13 protein-coding genes are annotated in these 15,470 nt (G+C 71.7%); 9 read left to right on the top strand and 4 right to left on the bottom strand.

The annotated features are described in order from the left end of the window. Positions 1-71 precede the first annotated feature (71 nt). On the bottom strand, positions 72-857 hold the full coding sequence (locus ABZT93_RS22125) for an alpha/beta fold hydrolase (RefSeq protein WP_356106844.1): 786 nt from the start codon (positions 855-857) through the stop codon (positions 72-74). A 309-nt stretch (positions 858-1,166) separates the two neighbouring features. Between ABZT93_RS22125 and ABZT93_RS22120 the strand changes: the two genes are divergently transcribed. Further along, on the top strand, positions 1,167-2,783 hold the full coding sequence (locus ABZT93_RS22120; RefSeq protein ID WP_356106842.1) for an alpha/beta hydrolase: 1,617 nt from the start codon (positions 1,167-1,169) through the stop codon (positions 2,781-2,783). A gap of 45 nt (positions 2,784-2,828) precedes the next feature. Here ABZT93_RS22120 and ABZT93_RS22115 read toward each other — a convergent pair whose 3' ends face one another. Next, positions 2,829-3,239, bottom strand: coding sequence for a helix-turn-helix domain-containing protein (locus ABZT93_RS22115; RefSeq protein ID WP_356106839.1), 411 nt, complete (start codon positions 3,237-3,239; stop codon positions 2,829-2,831). 66 nt (positions 3,240-3,305) lie between these two features. Here ABZT93_RS22115 and ABZT93_RS22110 point away from each other — a divergent pair, with 66 nt between their 5' ends. Continuing rightward, the gene (locus ABZT93_RS22110; protein WP_356106836.1) at positions 3,306-4,241 is read left to right on the top strand and encodes an NADP-dependent oxidoreductase; all 936 of its coding nucleotides are present in this window, start codon (positions 3,306-3,308) and stop codon (positions 4,239-4,241) included. A gap of 79 nt (positions 4,242-4,320) precedes the next feature. Here ABZT93_RS22110 and serC read toward each other — a convergent pair whose 3' ends face one another. After that, entirely contained in the window at positions 4,321-5,439 is a 1,119-nt protein-coding gene (serC, locus tag ABZT93_RS22105) for a phosphoserine transaminase (protein ID WP_356106833.1), read from the bottom strand. An 89-nt stretch (positions 5,440-5,528) separates the two neighbouring features. Between serC and ABZT93_RS22100 the strand changes: the two genes are divergently transcribed. From ABZT93_RS22100 to ABZT93_RS22090, 3 genes are all read left to right on the top strand, one after another. After that, positions 5,529-8,408 (top strand): FAD-binding and (Fe-S)-binding domain-containing protein, encoded by a 2,880-nt coding sequence (locus ABZT93_RS22100; RefSeq protein WP_356106830.1) that lies wholly within the window; start codon positions 5,529-5,531, stop codon positions 8,406-8,408. 126 nt (positions 8,409-8,534) lie between these two features. Continuing rightward, the gene (locus ABZT93_RS22095) at positions 8,535-8,984 is read left to right on the top strand and encodes a GNAT family N-acetyltransferase (protein ID WP_356106827.1); all 450 of its coding nucleotides are present in this window, start codon (positions 8,535-8,537) and stop codon (positions 8,982-8,984) included. 109 nt (positions 8,985-9,093) lie between these two features. Continuing rightward, entirely contained in the window at positions 9,094-10,029 is a 936-nt protein-coding gene (locus tag ABZT93_RS22090; RefSeq protein ID WP_356106825.1) for an EamA family transporter, read from the top strand. A gap of 305 nt (positions 10,030-10,334) precedes the next feature. On the opposite strand, the gene ABZT93_RS22085 is transcribed toward ABZT93_RS22090, so the two are convergent. After that, complete coding sequence (locus ABZT93_RS22085) at positions 10,335-11,078, bottom strand: class I SAM-dependent methyltransferase (RefSeq protein WP_356106822.1); 744 nt, start codon at positions 11,076-11,078, stop codon at positions 10,335-10,337. Positions 11,079-11,184: 106 nt separating this feature from the next. On the opposite strand from ABZT93_RS22085, the gene ABZT93_RS22080 reads away from it, so the two are divergent. Genes ABZT93_RS22080 through ABZT93_RS22065 form a run of 4 tightly spaced genes read left to right on the top strand, consistent with a single transcriptional unit; the run spans position 11,185 to position 15,468 of the window. Beyond that, positions 11,185-11,979 carry a TIGR03084 family metal-binding protein gene (locus ABZT93_RS22080; protein ID WP_356106820.1) on the top strand — a complete coding sequence of 265 codons (795 nt, stop codon included), beginning with the start codon at positions 11,185-11,187 and terminating at the stop codon, positions 11,977-11,979. Then, positions 11,976-12,200, top strand: coding sequence for a hypothetical protein (locus tag ABZT93_RS22075; protein WP_356106818.1), 225 nt, complete (start codon positions 11,976-11,978; stop codon positions 12,198-12,200). Before ABZT93_RS22080 ends, ABZT93_RS22075 begins: the two co-directional genes overlap by 4 nt. After that, entirely contained in the window at positions 12,197-13,873 is a 1,677-nt protein-coding gene (locus tag ABZT93_RS22070) for an acyclic terpene utilization AtuA family protein (RefSeq protein ID WP_356106815.1), read from the top strand. Before ABZT93_RS22075 ends, ABZT93_RS22070 begins: the two co-directional genes overlap by 4 nt. After that, on the top strand, positions 13,870-15,468 hold the full coding sequence (locus ABZT93_RS22065; RefSeq protein WP_356106812.1) for a carboxyl transferase domain-containing protein: 1,599 nt from the start codon (positions 13,870-13,872) through the stop codon (positions 15,466-15,468). Before ABZT93_RS22070 ends, ABZT93_RS22065 begins: the two co-directional genes overlap by 4 nt. Positions 15,469-15,470: the final 2 nt, after the last annotated feature.

The following is a 15,470-nucleotide window of genomic DNA, read 5'->3' as shown; positions in this document are numbered from 1 at the left end:
GAGGCACTTACCGGGTCAGCCCTCCCGCAAGTGGTCGATCCCGTACATTGATCAAGATTTTCGGTACCTGCCTAACGAGCGAGGAACGGACCCAGTGCCGCGCTGAGTTCGGCGGGCGCGTCCATAGCGATGAGGTGTGCGGCGGTGGCGAACTCGACCAGGGTGGCGTCGGCGATCGCGGTGGCGTAGCGGCGGGCGATCTCCTGGAAGTCGGCGACATCCAGCTTGCCGACGCCCACCAGGGTGGGGACGGAGATGGCGGCGAGGTCGCCGGCCGCGGGGCCCTGGGAGTGCTCGTCCACGACGGCCTGATTCTCCAGCGATGTCCGCAAGGGGCCGCGGAGTCGGTCGGCCAGTCCGCCGGCCACGTCGTCCCAGCCGCGAGCGGGTCCCCGCAGCCACATGTCCAGGTTGATCCGTACGGCGGCGTCCAGGTCGCCCGCCTCCAGGGCCGCCGTCTCGGCCTCGTCGTACGAGACCATGTCCGCAGACCAGTGATAGCGCGGCCAGGGGGCGGCGAGCATCGCGAGGGAGTGCACCCGGTCCGGGTGAGTGAGCGTGAAGTCCAGGGCCACGCGGCCACCCCAGGAGGCACCCACGAGCCGGACACGTTCGTGGCCGAGGTGGTCCAGGAGGTGGCGCAGGTCGTCGGTCTCACGGAAGGGGCCACTCGGGGGCGCGGACTCGCCGAAGCCGCGCAGGTCGTACCGGATCACGGTGTGCCGTTCCGCGAGCGCGGGCACGACCGCGTCCCACATGCGGTGATCGGCAACCCCAGCGTGCACGAGCACGACGGGCGAGCCGTCACCGGCTATGTCGTAGGAAAGATGTCCGAAGTCGTCGTTGAGCGTGAGCATGCATGGATGATCGCAGGACTCATCATGTATGAGCCGACGAGAGTGGATCCTCACCGGGGTCACCCATTGACCAGGACTCGATACGCGCCCTAGGGGTTGGCATCCCGGAGAGCAGCACGGTCACCACCAGGTACACCGGGATGGCCGCTGCGCTGTCCGCCAGGTCACCGCGCCAAGTGCCTCCGGATCAAAGAAGATTCAAATCTCTCGTTCATTTGTTTCTCACTCGAGCGGTTTTTCGGCAGGATGCGGTCAGGATCGTGAGTCCTTCGGTCCGGACCCCAACCCCCCATCTGCTGAGAGAACTTCATGAGAAGAAGCGCAGCCGTGCTGTGCGGTGCGACCGTGGTCCTCGCGGGGACCGTCACGTCCGTTCCCGCTGAGGCCACTCCGTCCCTCACCACGGCCACCGCCCAGGCGGTGGCCAAGGTCAGCTGGAAGAAGTGCGGCACCGACGACTACCCGACCCTGCAGTGCGGTTCGGTGAAGGTGCCGCTCGACTACGCCAAGCCGCAGGGCCGGAAGATAACCCTGGCCCTGTCCCGGGTCCCGCACACCGCGAAGAAGTACCAGGGCCCGCTGCTGGTCAACCCCGGTGGCCCCGGCGGCAGCGGACTCGGCCTCGCCGGGTTCGTCGCCTCGAGCCTGCCCAAGGCGGTCGCGGCACAGTACGACGTCATCGGCTTCGACCCGCGCGGCGTGGGCGACAGCAAGCCCGCCCTCGACTGCAAGCCGGGCTACTTCAACCCGGTGCGCCCCGACTCCGTGCCGAGCACACCCGCGATCGAGAAGGCCAACCTGGAGCGCGCCAAGTCCTTCGCCGCCGCCTGCGGGCGCAAGTACGCGGACGTGCTGCCGTACATCAACACGGTCAACGCCGTGAAGGACATGGACTCGATCCGTAAGTCCCTCGGCGCGAAGAAGATCAACTACTTCGGCTACTCGTACGGCACCTACCTGGGCCAGGTCTACGCGAAGCTCTTCCCGGGCCATGTGCGCCGCCTGGTGCTGGACTCGATCGTCGACCCCGACGGGGTCTGGTACGACGCCAACATCTCGCAGGACTACGCCTTCGACGCCCGCCAGAAGGCGTTCATGGCGTGGATCGCCAAGTACAACTCGACGTACAAGCTCGGTACCGACCCGGCCAAGGTCGGTGCCAAGTGGTACGCGATGCGGGCGGCCCTCGCCAAGACGCCGGCCGGCGGCGAGGTGGGCGCCTCCGAGCTGGAGGACACCTTCATCCCCGGCGGCTACTACAACGGCTACTGGCCCTCCCTCGCCCAGGCGTTCGCGGCGTACGTGAACCACAAGGACACGGCCCCGCTCGTCAAGGCGTACGAGGGCATGGCGGCCATCGACGCCTCCGGTGACAACGGCTACAGCATCTACACGGCCGTGCAGTGCCGTGATGCCTCCTGGCCGCGCGACTGGAACCAGTGGCGCAAGGACAACTGGGCCGTGTACGAGAAGGCCCCGTTCATGGCCTGGAACAACGCCTGGTACAACGCGCCGTGCGCGTTCTGGCCCACCAAGTCGCTGAAGCCGGTGAACGTCGCCAACTCCAAGCTCCCGCCGGTCCTGCTGTTCCAGGCGACGAACGACGCGGCCACCCCGTACCAGGGCGGTGTCACCGTGCATCGGCTCCTCAAGCACTCCAGCCTGGTCGTCGAGCAGGGCGGCGGCAACCACGGCATCTCGCTGAGCGGCAACGCCTGCCTCGACAAGTACCTGGTCAATTACCTGACCGACGGCACGGTCCCGCGCGGCCACGGCACGGCCGACGCGGTCTGCAAGAAGCTGCCCGACCCGAAGCCGCAGGCGGCCCAGCCGGCGAAGGCGACGGCCCTGACCGGCGCGTCCGCCCCGGCGGCCGCCGTGTCCGGCGGCGCGACCCTGCACGGGATGCTCGGCTTCCGCGGCTGAGCGGTCGAACCCGACGAGGGCGCCCGGCGACAGTGCCGGGCGCCCTCACTGCCGTACCGGATCGGCCGCCGCGCGGTCGTCGAACTCCTGCCGTGCGGCCCGGATGGCGGCGATGTTCGCCTGCGACCAGTCGGTGATCGACTGCACGAGGCCGCCCACCTCCCGCCCCAGCGGGGTCAGCCGGTACTCCACGCGGGGCGGCACGGTCGGGTACACCCGGCGGGCCAGCAGTCCCTCGCGCTCCAGCGCCCGCAGCGTCTGCGTCAGCACCTTCTGCGTCACGCCGTCCAGCCGCCTGCGCAGTTCGCCGAACCGCATCGGCCGGCCGTCCTCCAGCGCGACCAGCACCAGCATGGTCCACTTGCCCGCGATGAGCTCCAGCACGGCACGGGTGGGGCAGTCGCGCAGGAAGACATCCACGCCGCCGTGTTTCCTCAGGTCGAAGCCGGTATCCATGAGGTACCTCGATATCAGACAAGTGCCTTCTTCCGCCTCGGTATTGACCGGCCGAGGATGGGGCGCATGACCCGTATGCATGCCATCGTCCAGTCCGCGTTCGGCGGCCCCGAGGTGCTCACTCCCACCGAGACCGAGGTACCGGAGCCCGGACCCGGGGAGGTGCTGGTGCGGGTGGGCGGCGCCGGGGTCAACCCCGGGGACACGGTGCTGCGGGCCGGCCGGGTGCCGGAGCTGGTCACCCTGCCCTGGACTCCGGGCAACGACGTGGCCGGGGTCGTCGAGCGGGTCGGCGCGGGTGTCACGCGGTTCGCGCCGGGCGACGAGGTGTACGGCATGCTGCCTCTCTCCTCGCGCGGCGCGTACGCCGACTACACCGCCGCCCCGGCCGTCGCGTTGGCCGCCAAGCCGAAGAACCTCGACCTCGCGCACGCCGCCGCCGTCCCGCTGGTCGCGATCACCGCTTGGCAGGCGCTGGCCGTCCTCGCCCGCGTCCGGCCCGGGGACCGCGTGCTGATCCACGCGGCGGCCGGCGGTGTCGGCCATGTCGCGGTGCAACTGGCCGAGGAGTTCGGCGCGCACGTCATCGGGACCGCTCGGCCCGCCAAGCACGACTGGCTGCGCGGGCTCGGCGCCGACGAACTGATCGACTACACCGCCGACGACTTCCGTACGGTCGTGGACCCGGTGGACGTCGTCCTGGACCTGGTGGGCGGTGCGTACGGACCGCGCTCCCTCGACGTGCTCAGGCCCGGGGGGCTGCTCGTCGGCGCCGCCATCGACCCCGGTACGGACGAACGTGAGGCCGCCGCCCGGGGGTTGCGCTATGCCTGGGTCACGGCCGAGCCCTCGGGCCGGGCGCTGGAGCCGATCACCGACCGCATCGAGGCGGGCCGGCTGCGGGTGACCGTGGAACGTACCTATCCGCTGGCCGAGGCCGCCGCGGCACACCGCGCGATCGAGGAGAGGCGCACCACCGGGAAGCTGGTCCTGGTGCCGTGAGGGTGCCCTGCGGCGCGGACGACGAGGGGCGCCCGGCACGGTCGCCGGGCGCCCCTCGTCGTCGTATCCCTGGAAACGACTACAGCTTCTCGATGACGTAGTCCACGCACTTCGTCAGCGCCTCGACGTCCGCCGGGTCGATCGCCGGGAACATCGCCACACGCAGCTGGTTGCGGCCGAGCTTGCGGTAGGGCTCGGTGTCGACGATGCCGTTGGCGCGCAGGACCTTGGCGATCGCGGCGGCGTCGATCTCGTCCGAGAAGTCGATCGTGCCGATGACCTGGGAGCGCTTGGCCGGGTCGGTGACGAACGGGGTCGCGTGCTTGGACTCCTCCGCCCAGCCGTACAGACGCGTCGAGGAGTCCTTCGTACGGGCCGTCGACCACGCGAGACCGCCCTGGCCGTTGATCCACTCCAGCTGCTGGTTCAGCAGGAAGAGGGTGGCGAGGGCCGGGGTGTTGTACGTCTGGTTCTTGCGGGAGTTGTCGATCGCCGTCGGGAGCGAGAAGAACTCCGGGACGTGACGGCCGGACGCGTGGATCCGCTCGGCGCGCTCGATCGCGGCCGGGGAGAACACACCGATCCACAGGCCGCCGTCGGAGGCGAAGGACTTCTGCGGGGCGAAGTAGTAGACGTCCGTCTCGGCGATGTCGACCGGGAGGCCGCCGGCGCCGGAGGTGGCGTCGACCAGGACCAGGGACCCGGAGTCGGCGCCCGCGACCCGCTTGAGCGGGGCCGCGACACCCGTCGACGTCTCGTTGTGGGTGAAGGCGTACACGTCGACGCCCGCCTCCGCCTGCGGCTCCGGGTGGGTACCGGGGTCGGAGGAGATCACGGTCGGCTCCGCCAGCCAGGGGGCCAGCTTGGAGGCCTTCGCGAACTTCGACGAGAACTCGCCGAAGGTCAGGTGCTGCGACTTGTTCTCGATCAGGCCGTGCGTCGCCACGTCCCAGAACGCGGTGGAGCCGCCGTTGCCGAGGACGACCTCGTAGCCCTCGGGGAGCTGGAACAGCTCGGAGATGCCCTCGCGGACCTGACCGACCAGGTTCTTGACGGGAGCCTGGCGGTGGGAGGTGCCGAGGAGGGAGGTGCCGGTCGCGGCCAGCGCGTCCAGCGCTTCCGTCCGCACCTTGGAGGGGCCCGCGCCGAAACGACCGTCGGCGGGCTTGATGTCAGCGGGAATCTGGATCTCAGCCACGAGGGGAGCGTAGCCGTTGGGGGAAACCTGGTCGAAACGTAGTCCGTCGGGTGAGACGGCGATGTTGACCCGGCTGGTTTGCTGGAGTCATGACGGATCTTGAGGCCGATCTGCGGAAGGTCGTCCAAGGCGAGGTCGGTTTCGACGTCACCTCCCGGGCGCTGACCACCATGGACGCGTCCAACTACCGGCGCGTCCCCCTCGGGGTGGTCGCCCCGAGGGACGCCGACGACGTGGCCGCCGTACTGGAGGTCTGCCGCACCCACGGCGTCCCCGTCGTCCCCCGCGGCGGCGGTACCTCCATCGCCGGGCAGGCCACCGGGACCGGAGTCGTACTGGACTTCACCCGGCACATGAACAAGCTCCTGTCCGTCGACCCCGAGAGCCGTACCGCCGTCGTCCAGCCCGGTCTCGTGCTCGACCGGTTGCAGGACGCCGCCGCGCCGCACGGGCTGCGGTTCGGGCCCGACCCCTCCACCCACAGCCGGTGCACGCTCGGCGGGATGATCGGCAACAACTCCTGCGGCTCGCACTCGGTGGCGTGGGGGACGACCGCGGACAGCGTGGCGGAGCTGGCCGTCGTCACCGCGCGCGGGCAGCGGCTGCGGCTCGGACAGGAGTGGGCCGGGGCGCCCGCGGGACTGCGGGAACTGGTCGACGGTGAGCTCGCGCGCCTGCGGACCGGCTTCCCCGACCTGCCCCGCCGGATCTCCGGCTACGCCCTGGACGCCCTGTTGCCGGAACACCGGGCCGACGTCGCCCGGTCCTTCTGCGGCAGCGAGGGCACCCTCGGCGTGCTCACCGAGGCCGTCGTGCGGCTGGTGGAGGCGCCACGCGCGCGTGCGCTCGCCGTCCTCGGGTACGCGGACGAAGGCGCGGCCGCCGAGGCCGCCGCCGGGCTGCTGGTGCACCGCCCCCTGACGGTGGAGGGCATGGCGGCCGACCTGGTGCCCTCGGCGGCCGCGCTGCCGCGGGGCGGAGCCTGGCTGTTCGTGGAGACGGGCGGCTCCTCCGAGGGCGAGGCACGCGCGCGTGCGGAGCGGATCGTGCGCGCGGCCGACGTCATCGACGCGCAGGTCATGACCGACCCGGCCGGGCAGCGGGCCCTGTGGCGCATCCGAGAGGACGCCAGCGGTACGGCGACCCGGATGCCGGACGGGTCCGAGGCGTGGCCCGGCTGGGAGGACTGCGCGGTGCCCCCGCGGCGGCTGGGCGCGTATCTGCGGGACTTCCGGCGACTGCTCGTCGCCCACGGCCTCAGAGGCACCCCGTACGGACACTTCGGCGACGGCTGCATCCACGTCCGCATCGACTTCGACCTGCTCACCGAGCCCGGCGTGGCCCGCTTCCGGCGCTTCTCCGAGGAGCTCGCCGACCTGGTCACGGCGCACGGCGGATCGCTGTCCGGGGAGCACGGGGACGGCCAGGCGCGGGCCGAGCTGCTGCCCCGGATGTACGGCGCCGAGATGGTCGCCCTCTTCGAGCGGGCGAAGGCCGTCTGGGACCCGGACGACCTGCTCAACCCCGGCATGCTGGTCCGCCCGGCCCCTCTCGACTCCCACCTCCGCTTCTCCGTCCTCCCCCGCGAACCCGTCGAGGTCACCTTCGGGTACCCGGCCGACGGCGGTGACTTCTCCGCCGCCGTACGGCGCTGCGTCGGGGTGGCGAAATGCCGTACGACAACGGCGTCCGGGGCCGCCGTCATGTGCCCGTCCTTCAGGGTCACCGGTGAGGAAGCGCACTCCACGCGCGGGCGTGCCCGGCTGCTGCACGAGATGCTGGCCGGTGAACTGGTCACCGACGGCTGGCGTTCGACGGAGGTCCGTGACGCGCTGGACCTGTGCCTGTCCTGCAAGGGCTGCCGGTCCGACTGCCCGGTCGGGGTCGACATGGCCACGTACAAGGCGGAGTTCCTGCACCACCACTACGCGGGGCGACGGCGCCCGGCGTCCCACCACACCATGGGCCGGCTGCCGGTCTGGCTGCGCCTGGTGGACCGTATGCGGGCAGCCGCGGTGGTCAACGCCCTCGCGTCCGTGGGGCCGTTGGCCGCCGTCGCCAAGCGGCTCGGCGGGATCGCGGCCGAGCGGCGGATCCCGAAGGTGGCGACGGAGACGTTCAGCCGGTGGTGGGACAGGCGAACGGCCCGCGGCACCGGTGGGACAACGGTCATCCTGTGGCCGGACACCTTCACCGAGCACCTCTCGCCGTCCGTGGGGCGGGCGGCCGTACAGGTGCTGGAGGCGGCGGGGCTGCGGGTGGCGCTGCCGCCCACCGTGCACCTGGAGAAGCCGCCGGTGGGCGACGGCAGGACGGTCGCCCTCGACCCCGTGTCCCTGCTGCGCGGCCGGGGCCGGGTCTGCTGCGGCCTGACGTACGTGTCGACGGGCCAACTCGACCGCGCCCGTACGGTGTTGCGCCGCACCCTCGACCTGATGGCACCGGTGCTGGAGACCCGGGCACCGGTCGTGGTCCTGGAACCGAGCTGTGCGGCCGCCCTCCGCACCGACCTGCCGGAACTGTTGCACGACGATCCGCGGGCCGCCGTTCTCGCCTCCCGGGTCCTGACCTTCGCGGAGGCGCTGGAGAGCCTCGCTCCCGACTGGCGGCCACCGTCCCTGAACCGCCCGGTCGCCGGCCAGACCCACTGCCACCAGCACGCGGTCCTGGGCGACACCGCCGACCGTCGACTGCGCGAGGCCGCGGGCCTCACCGGCGAGTTGACCGGCGGCTGCTGCGGCCTGGCGGGCAACTTCGGCTTCGAGAAAGGGCACTTCGAGGTGTCACGGGACTGCGCTGAGGAGCAACTGCTGCCGTCGGTGCGCCGGGCCCCCGACGCCGCGGTGGTACTGGCCGACGGCTTCTCCTGCCGCACACAGCTGGAGCAGCTGGCCGGGGTGCGGGGGCGGCATCTGGCGGAGGTGCTGGCGGAGGGGCTCGCGGAGCCGGAGCCGCCGCGGCGGGGGTGAGGGTGCCTGGGCCCGGCCCGCTGGACGGGGTCCTCGCGGGCGTCCCGGACCCGGTCCGCACGATCGTCCGCGGGCCCACTCACCTGCCGTACGTCCGCCTCGCCCACGGCTTGAGAGACTCCGGCCATGGATACGAGCACGTGGACCCTGCGTCCCGCGCGGCCGGACGACGTCGAGCCGATAGCCGAGCTGCGGGCCGTCGTGATGCGCCCTGACCTGGAGCGGCTGGGGCGGTTCGACGAGCACCGGGTACGGCAGCGGTTCCGGGACGCCTTCGTCGCGCCGCACGCGTCGGTCATCCTGGCCGGGGGCCGGTTCGCGGGCTGTGTCGCGCTGCGTCCCGCCGAGGACGCGCACTGGCTGGAGCACTTCTTCATCGACCCGGAACTCCAGGGCCACGGTCTCGGCTCGGCCGTCCTGCGCAGCCTCCTCGCCAGGACCGACGCAGACGGCGAACTCGTCCGCCTGAACGTCCTCCAGGGCAGCGCGGCCAGACGGCTGTACGAGCGGCACGGGTTCACGGTGGAGAGCGAGGACGCGGTGGACGTCTTCATGGCGCGCGGGCCGGGCCGGTAGCGGTTCGGGGACAGCCGTATAACGGGTTTACGCGCATGACTGAGTCCACTATCGTGAACTGAGTAGTGCAGCATGATGGACGAACCCCGAGTCGACCCCTGGAAGCCCCGTGACCACCTCCAGCAGCGCCCCGACGTCGTCGCCGAGCACGGCCCCGATGGCCGCCACGCCCACCCGCGGGCCTCGTCGCCTCGGCTCCCTCGGTCCCGTCGGCCTGGTGCTCGCCGGAGGGGTCTCCGTGCAGTTCGGCGCGGCGCTGGCCGTGACCCTGATGCCGCGGGCCGGCGCCCTCGGGGTCGTGACCCTGCGACTGATGGTGGCCGCGCTCGTTCTCCTGGTCGTCTGTCGCCCCCGGCTGCGCGGGCACTCCCGTACCGACTGGGGCACGGTCGTCGCCTTCGGCCTCACCCTGGCAGCGATGAACGGCCTCTTCTACCAGGCCGTCGACCGCATCTCCCTCGGTGCCGCGGTGACCCTGGAGTTCCTCGGCCCCCTCGCCCTCTCGGTGCTCGCCTCCCGCCGCGCGGTCAACGCCGTCTGGGCCGCGCTCGCGCTCGCCGGAGTCTTCCTCCTCGGCGGCGGCGACTTCGGCGACCTGGACCCGGCGGGCGTGGCCTTCGCGCTGGGTGCGGGCGCCATGTGGGCGTCGTACATCGTCTTCAGCGCGCGCACCGGCCGCCGCTTCCCACAGGCCGACGGCCTCGCCCTGGCCATGGCGATCGGCGCGCTGGCGTTCCTGCCGCTCGGCATCGCGGAGTCCGGCACCAGGCTCCTCGACCCGGTGACCGTCGGCCTCGGCGCGGCGGTGGCCCTGATGTCCTCCGTCCTGCCCTACACCCTCGAACTCCTCGCACTGCGCAACCTCCCCGCCTCCGCCTTCGCGATCCTCATGAGCCTGGAGCCGGCCATGGCCGCCCTCGCGGGCTTCCTGATCCTCGACCAGGCCCTGTCCCCGCTCCAGGCGCTCGCGGTCGCCCTCGTGATAGCGGCGAGCATGGGGGCGGTGCGGACGCAGGTGGGGCGGGGGAAGGGGATCACTCCGTGAGCTTTTGGCGGGCTGTGCGGGTCGTGTCAGGGCGTGCGGGTCATGTGGGCGTTATTGGGGCTTGCGGGCCGTAACGGGGGTGTCGGGGCGTGCGGGTCGTGCAGGGGTGATCGGGCCGTGCGGATCGTGCGAGCGGGATCGGGGCGGGCGGGTCACATGGGGGCGTGCGGGTCGTGCAGGGGTGATCGGGGCGTGCGGGTCGTCTGGCGGCGTGTGGAGCAGCGGCTGAATCGAGGCGGGGCTCCTGGTCTCCCTCCGCCGCCGGGGTGGGCCGGCGGAGTCCGTCGGCCTTTTCCGTCTCGACGTCAGTCCGCGGGCTTCTCCCACACGGAGACGTGCTTGGGGCTGTCGGCCGTGAAGGGCCGCCGTCCCCAGTCCTCCCACCGGTCCCGCAGCCGCATCCCGGCCAGTCGGGCCATCAGGTCCAGCTCGGCGGGCCAGACGTATCGGAAGGGGATGGACCGGAAGGAACCCTCACCGTCCTCCGTGACCTTGACGTGGTGAGAGGCCATCGCCTGGGTGGCCACGTCGTAGGTGTCGAAGCCGAGGCGGTCGGTGCCGACGTGGAACGGCACCGTGTTCTGCCCCGGAGGCAGCTTGCGCAGCTCGGGGACCATGACCTCGACGACGAAGGTCCCACCCGGCTCCAGATGACCGGCGACCGTGCGGAAGCAGTCCACCTGGGCGTCCTGGGTCGTCAGGTTCATGATCGTGTTGAAGACCAGGTAACCGACCGAGAAGGTGCCGGGTGCGCGGGCCGTCGAGAAGTCCCCGATCGTCACCCCGATCGCCTCGCCGCCGGGCTTGGCCCGCAGCCGGTCCGCCATCGCCCGGGACAGCTCGATGCCGTGCACCCCGACCCCGCGCCGGGCCAGCGGCAACGCGATCCGCCCCGTCCCGACGCCCAGCTCCAGCGCCCGCCCTTCACCGGCCAGCTCCGCCAGCACATCCACGGCCGGCTCGACCGTCTCGGGCGCGAACATCGCCGCCGACGACTCGTCGTACGTCGCCGCGACGGACTCTCCGAAGTAACCGTCGTCATCGATCACCGGGGGACCGTACTGCGGGGGAGGGGGTCAGTGCCTCCGAATATCGGTGCAGTGAATTAATGCAAGCATGCTTGCTTGTTTTCGGGGTCGCTGACATCCTCGCCCCATGGCAGACCCCACGCCCGTCATCGCCGACCTGTGTGCGGAGAGCGAGGAACTCGACCTGCTGGTAGCCGAGTTGAGCCAGGAGCAGTGGTCCTTGCCGACCCCCGCCCCCGGCTGGACCGTCGCCCACCAGATCGCCCATCTCGCCTGGACCGACCACTCCTCCCTGCTCGCCGTCACCGACCAGAAGGCCTTCTCCCGCGAGGTCGAGAAGGCGCTGGCCGCACCCGGGGATTTCGTGGACGAGGGTGCGAAGGACGGCGCCCGCAAGCCTCCGGCGCGACTGCTCGCGTACTGGCGGGCGGGTCGCGAGGACCTGGCGGAGGCCCTGCGCGCGGCGCCCGAGGGGGCCCGCTTCCCCTGGTACGGGCCGCCCATGTCCACCGCCTCCATGGCCACGGCCCGTCTCATGGAGACCTGGGCCCACGGCCTGGACGTGGCGGACGCGCTGGGGGTGAACCGCGCGGCGACCGACCGGATCCGGCATATCGTCCGCCTCGGCGTCCGCACCCGCGACTTCGCCTTCGGGGTGCACGGGCTGACCCCGCCCTTCGAACCGTTCCGCATTGAACTCACCGCGCCCTCCGGCGAGTTGTGGTCCTACGGCCCCGAGGACGCCACCGACTGCGTCACCGGCCCCGCCCTCGACTTCAGCCTCCTGGTCACCCAGCGCGCACACCGCGCCGACCTCGCCCTGACCGCAGTGGGCGAGGACGCCGACCGGTGGCTGGACATCGCCCAGGCGTTCGCGGGCCCACCCGGCGTCGGACGCCCGGCGAAGGGGGCGGCCGGATGATCCTCCGCATCGGCGACGCAGCCAGTTTCCGCGGCGAGCGCTTCGGCACCCTGCGTGCCGAGGGCACGGACGCCGACTGGCGGCTCGGCATCGCGCAGCCCTTCGCGGGGTCGGCGCCCGGCGACCGCTTCACCCCCCGCACCGAGGCCACGGACTCCGACCCATGGCGCGACACCGCCCCGCCCGGTGAGGGGCGCGCGTTCAAGAGGGTGGCCGAGTGAAGCCTCTGCGGATCGGCAACGCCTCCGGGTTCTACGGTGACCGCTTCGACGCCCTGCGCGAGATGCTCACCGGCGGTGAACTCGACGTCCTCACCGGCGACTACCTCGCCGAGCTGACCATGCTCATCCTGGGCAGGGACCGGCTGAAGGACCCCGAAGGCGGTTACGCCCGCACCTTCCTGCGTCAACTGGAGGAATGCCTCGGCCTCGCGCAGGAGCGGCGCGTCAGGATCGTCGCCAACGCGGGCGGCCTCAATCCGTCCGGACTGGCCGCCCGCATAAGGGAGTTGGCGGACCGGCTCGGCCTGTCGGTCCGGGTCGCCCATGTGGAGGGCGACGATCTCACCGCCGAGCACCCCGGCGCCCTCGCCGCCCACGCCTACCTCGGCGGCTTCGGTATCGCCGCCTGTCTCAGGGCGGGCGCGGACGTGGTGGTGACCGGCCGGGTGACGGACGCGGCCCTGGTCACCGGGCCCGCCGCCGCCCACTTCGGCTGGGGGCCGGGGGAGTACGACCGCCTCGCGGGGGCCGTCGTCGCCGGGCACGTCCTGGAGTGCGGCACACAGGCGACCGGCGGCAACTACGCGTTCTTCGCCGACGGAGAGCGGGATCTGAGAAGGCCCGGCTTCCCTCTCGCCGAACTCCACGAGGACGGCACCGCCGTCATCACCAAGCACCCCGGCACCGGCGGCTTCGTGGACGTCGGCACGGTGACGGCCCAGCTGCTGTACGAGACCCAGGGCGCCCGGTACGCCGGCCCCGACGTCACCGCCCGCCTCGACACGGTCCGGCTCACCCAGGACGGCCCCGACCGCGTCCGGATCTCCGGCGTACGCGGCGAGGCCCCGCCGCCCACCCTCAAGGTCGGCCGCAACCGCCTCGGCGGCTTCCGCAACGAGGTCACCTTCGTGCTGACCGGCCTGGACATCGAGGCCAAGGCCGCGCTGGTGCGGGAGCAGCTGGAGCCACACCTGGCCAAGGTCACCGACGTGCGCTGGGACCTGGTCCGCACCGACCGCCCGGACGCCGACACGGAGGAGACCGCCAGCGCCCTGCTGCGGCTGGTGGTCCGGGACACGGACCAGGAGGCCGTCGGACGGGCGCTCAGCGGAGCCGCCGTGGAGCTGGCCCTCGCGAGCTACCCCGGGTTCCATGTGCTGGCACCACCGGGGAAGGGCTCGCCCTATGGGGTCTTCGAGGATGTGTACGTCCCCCACAGCGCCGTGGACCATATGGCCGTCCTCCACGACGGGCGACGGATCCCCGTGGACCCGGCCCAGGAGACCGCCGTACTCGAGTACCCACCGGAACCACCCCTGCCCGCGCCCCTGCCTCCCGGTCCGACCCGGCGGGCCCCGCTCGGGCTCGTCGCCGGGGCCCGCAGCGGCGACAAGGGCGGGAACGCCAACGTGGGGGTGTGGGCACGGACCGACGAGGGCTGGCGCTGGCTCGCGCACACCCTGACCGTGGACCGACTGCGCGAACTCCTCCCGGAGACAGTCGACTTGGACGTCACCCGGCACGCCCTCCCGCACCTTCGCGCCCTGAACTTCGTCGTGGCGGGGATCCTCGGCGAGGGCGTCGCCGCCCAGCACCGTTTCGACCCGCAGGCCAAGGCCCTCGGCGAATGGCTGCGCTCCCGCCACCTGGAGATCCCGGAGTCCCTGCTGTGACGATCCTGCGGACCACCCTCGACACCACCGGCCCCGACTACCGGACCCACCGCGAAGCCATGCTCGCCAAGCTCGCCGACCTGGACACCGAGCATGCGAAGGCGCTCGCGGGTGGCGGCGAGAAGTACGTCCAACGACACCGGAAACGCGGCAAGTTGCTCGCCCGGGAACGTATCGAGCTGCTCCTCGACCCCGACACGCCCTTCCTGGAACTGTCCCCGCTGGCCGCCTGGGGCAGCGACTACACGGTCGGAGCCTCCCTCGTCACCGGGATCGGTGTGGTTGAGGGCGTGGAGTGCCTGATCACCGCCAACGACCCGACCGTGCGCGGCGGGGCCAGCAATCCGTGGTCACTGAAGAAGGCCCTGCGGGCCAATGACATCGCCCTCGCCAACCGGCTGCCCTGCATCAGCCTGGTGGAGTCGGGCGGCGCGGACCTTCCCTCCCAGAAGGAGATCTTCATCCCCGGGGGTGCGATCTTCCGGGACCTGACCAGGCTGTCGGCCGCCGGAATCCCCACCGTCGCCGTCGTCTTCGGCAATTCCACCGCCGGGGGCGCCTACGTCCCCGGCATGTCCGACCACGTGATCATGGTCAAGGAGCGGGCCAAGGTGTTTCTCGGCGGCCCGCCCCTCGTCAAGATGGCCACCGGCGAGGAGAGCGACGACGAGTCCCTCGGCGGTGCCGAGATGCACGCGCGCGTGTCGGGCCTCGCGGACCACTTCGCCGTGGACGAGCAGGACGCGCTCAGGCAGGCCCGCAGGGTCGTGGCCCGCCTCAACCACCGCAAGGCGTACGGCGATCCGGGCCCGGCGGAGCCGCCCAAGTACCCGGCCGACGAACTGCTGGGAATCGTCCCCGGCGATCTCAAGGTCCCGTTCGACCCGCGTGAGGTGATCGCCCGGATCGTCGACGCCTCCGACTTCGACGAGTTCAAGCCCCTGTACGGGACCAGCCTGGTGACGGGGTGGGCGGCGCTCCACGGATATCCGGTCGGGGTGCTGGCGAACGCCCAGGGGGTCCTGTTCTCCGCGGAGTCCCAGAAGGCGGCCCAGTTCATCCAGCTGGCCAACCAGCGCGACATCCCGCTGCTCTTCCTGCACAACACCACCGGCTACATGGTCGGCAAGGAGTACGAACAGGGCGGCATCATCAAGCACGGCGCGATGATGATCAACGCCGTCAGCAACTCCAAGGTCCCGCACCTGTCCGTCCTCATGGGCGCCTCGTACGGAGCGGGCCACTACGGCATGTGCGGCCGCGCCTACGACCCCCGCTTCCTCTTCGCCTGGCCCAGCGCCAAGTCGGCCGTCATGGGCCCCCAGCAGCTCGCCGGTGTGCTCTCCATCGTCGCCCGCCAGTCGGCCGCGGCGAAGGGACTGCCGTACGACGAAGAGGGCGACGCCGCCCTGCGCGCCATGGTGGAACAGCAGATCGAGTCCGAGTCGCTGCCCATGTTCCTGTCCGGGCGGCTCTACGACGACGGCGTCATCGACCCCCGCGACACCCGGACGGTACTGGGACTGTGCCTGTCCGCGATCCACACCGCGCCCTACGAGGGCGCACGCGGCGGCTTCGGCGTCTTCCGGATGTGAGG

The organism is Streptomyces sp. NPDC005303, assembly GCF_040607335.1.
GTDB lineage: Bacteria > Actinomycetota > Actinomycetes > Streptomycetales > Streptomycetaceae > Streptomyces.
Note: the sequence above shows the minus strand (reverse complement) of the source record. Positions and strands in the feature narration are given on the sequence as shown.

What these genes read in the sequence shown, in the direction of transcription:
- ABZT93_RS22125 (WP_356106844.1), bottom strand. Translation starts at nt 857, where the DNA reads ATGCTCACGCTCAACGACGACTTCGGACATCTTTCCTACGACATAGCC.
- ABZT93_RS22120 (WP_356106842.1), top strand. Translation starts at nt 1,167, where the DNA reads ATGAGAAGAAGCGCAGCCGTGCTGTGCGGTGCGACCGTGGTCCTCGCG.
- ABZT93_RS22115 (WP_356106839.1), bottom strand. Translation starts at nt 3,239, where the DNA reads ATGGATACCGGCTTCGACCTGAGGAAACACGGCGGCGTGGATGTCTTC.
- ABZT93_RS22110 (WP_356106836.1), top strand. Translation starts at nt 3,306, where the DNA reads ATGACCCGTATGCATGCCATCGTCCAGTCCGCGTTCGGCGGCCCCGAG.
- ABZT93_RS22100 (WP_356106830.1), top strand. Translation starts at nt 5,529, where the DNA reads ATGACGGATCTTGAGGCCGATCTGCGGAAGGTCGTCCAAGGCGAGGTC.
- ABZT93_RS22095 (WP_356106827.1), top strand. Translation starts at nt 8,535, where the DNA reads ATGGATACGAGCACGTGGACCCTGCGTCCCGCGCGGCCGGACGACGTC.
- ABZT93_RS22080 (WP_356106820.1), top strand. Translation starts at nt 11,185, where the DNA reads ATGGCAGACCCCACGCCCGTCATCGCCGACCTGTGTGCGGAGAGCGAG.
- ABZT93_RS22075 (WP_356106818.1), top strand. Translation starts at nt 11,976, where the DNA reads ATGATCCTCCGCATCGGCGACGCAGCCAGTTTCCGCGGCGAGCGCTTC.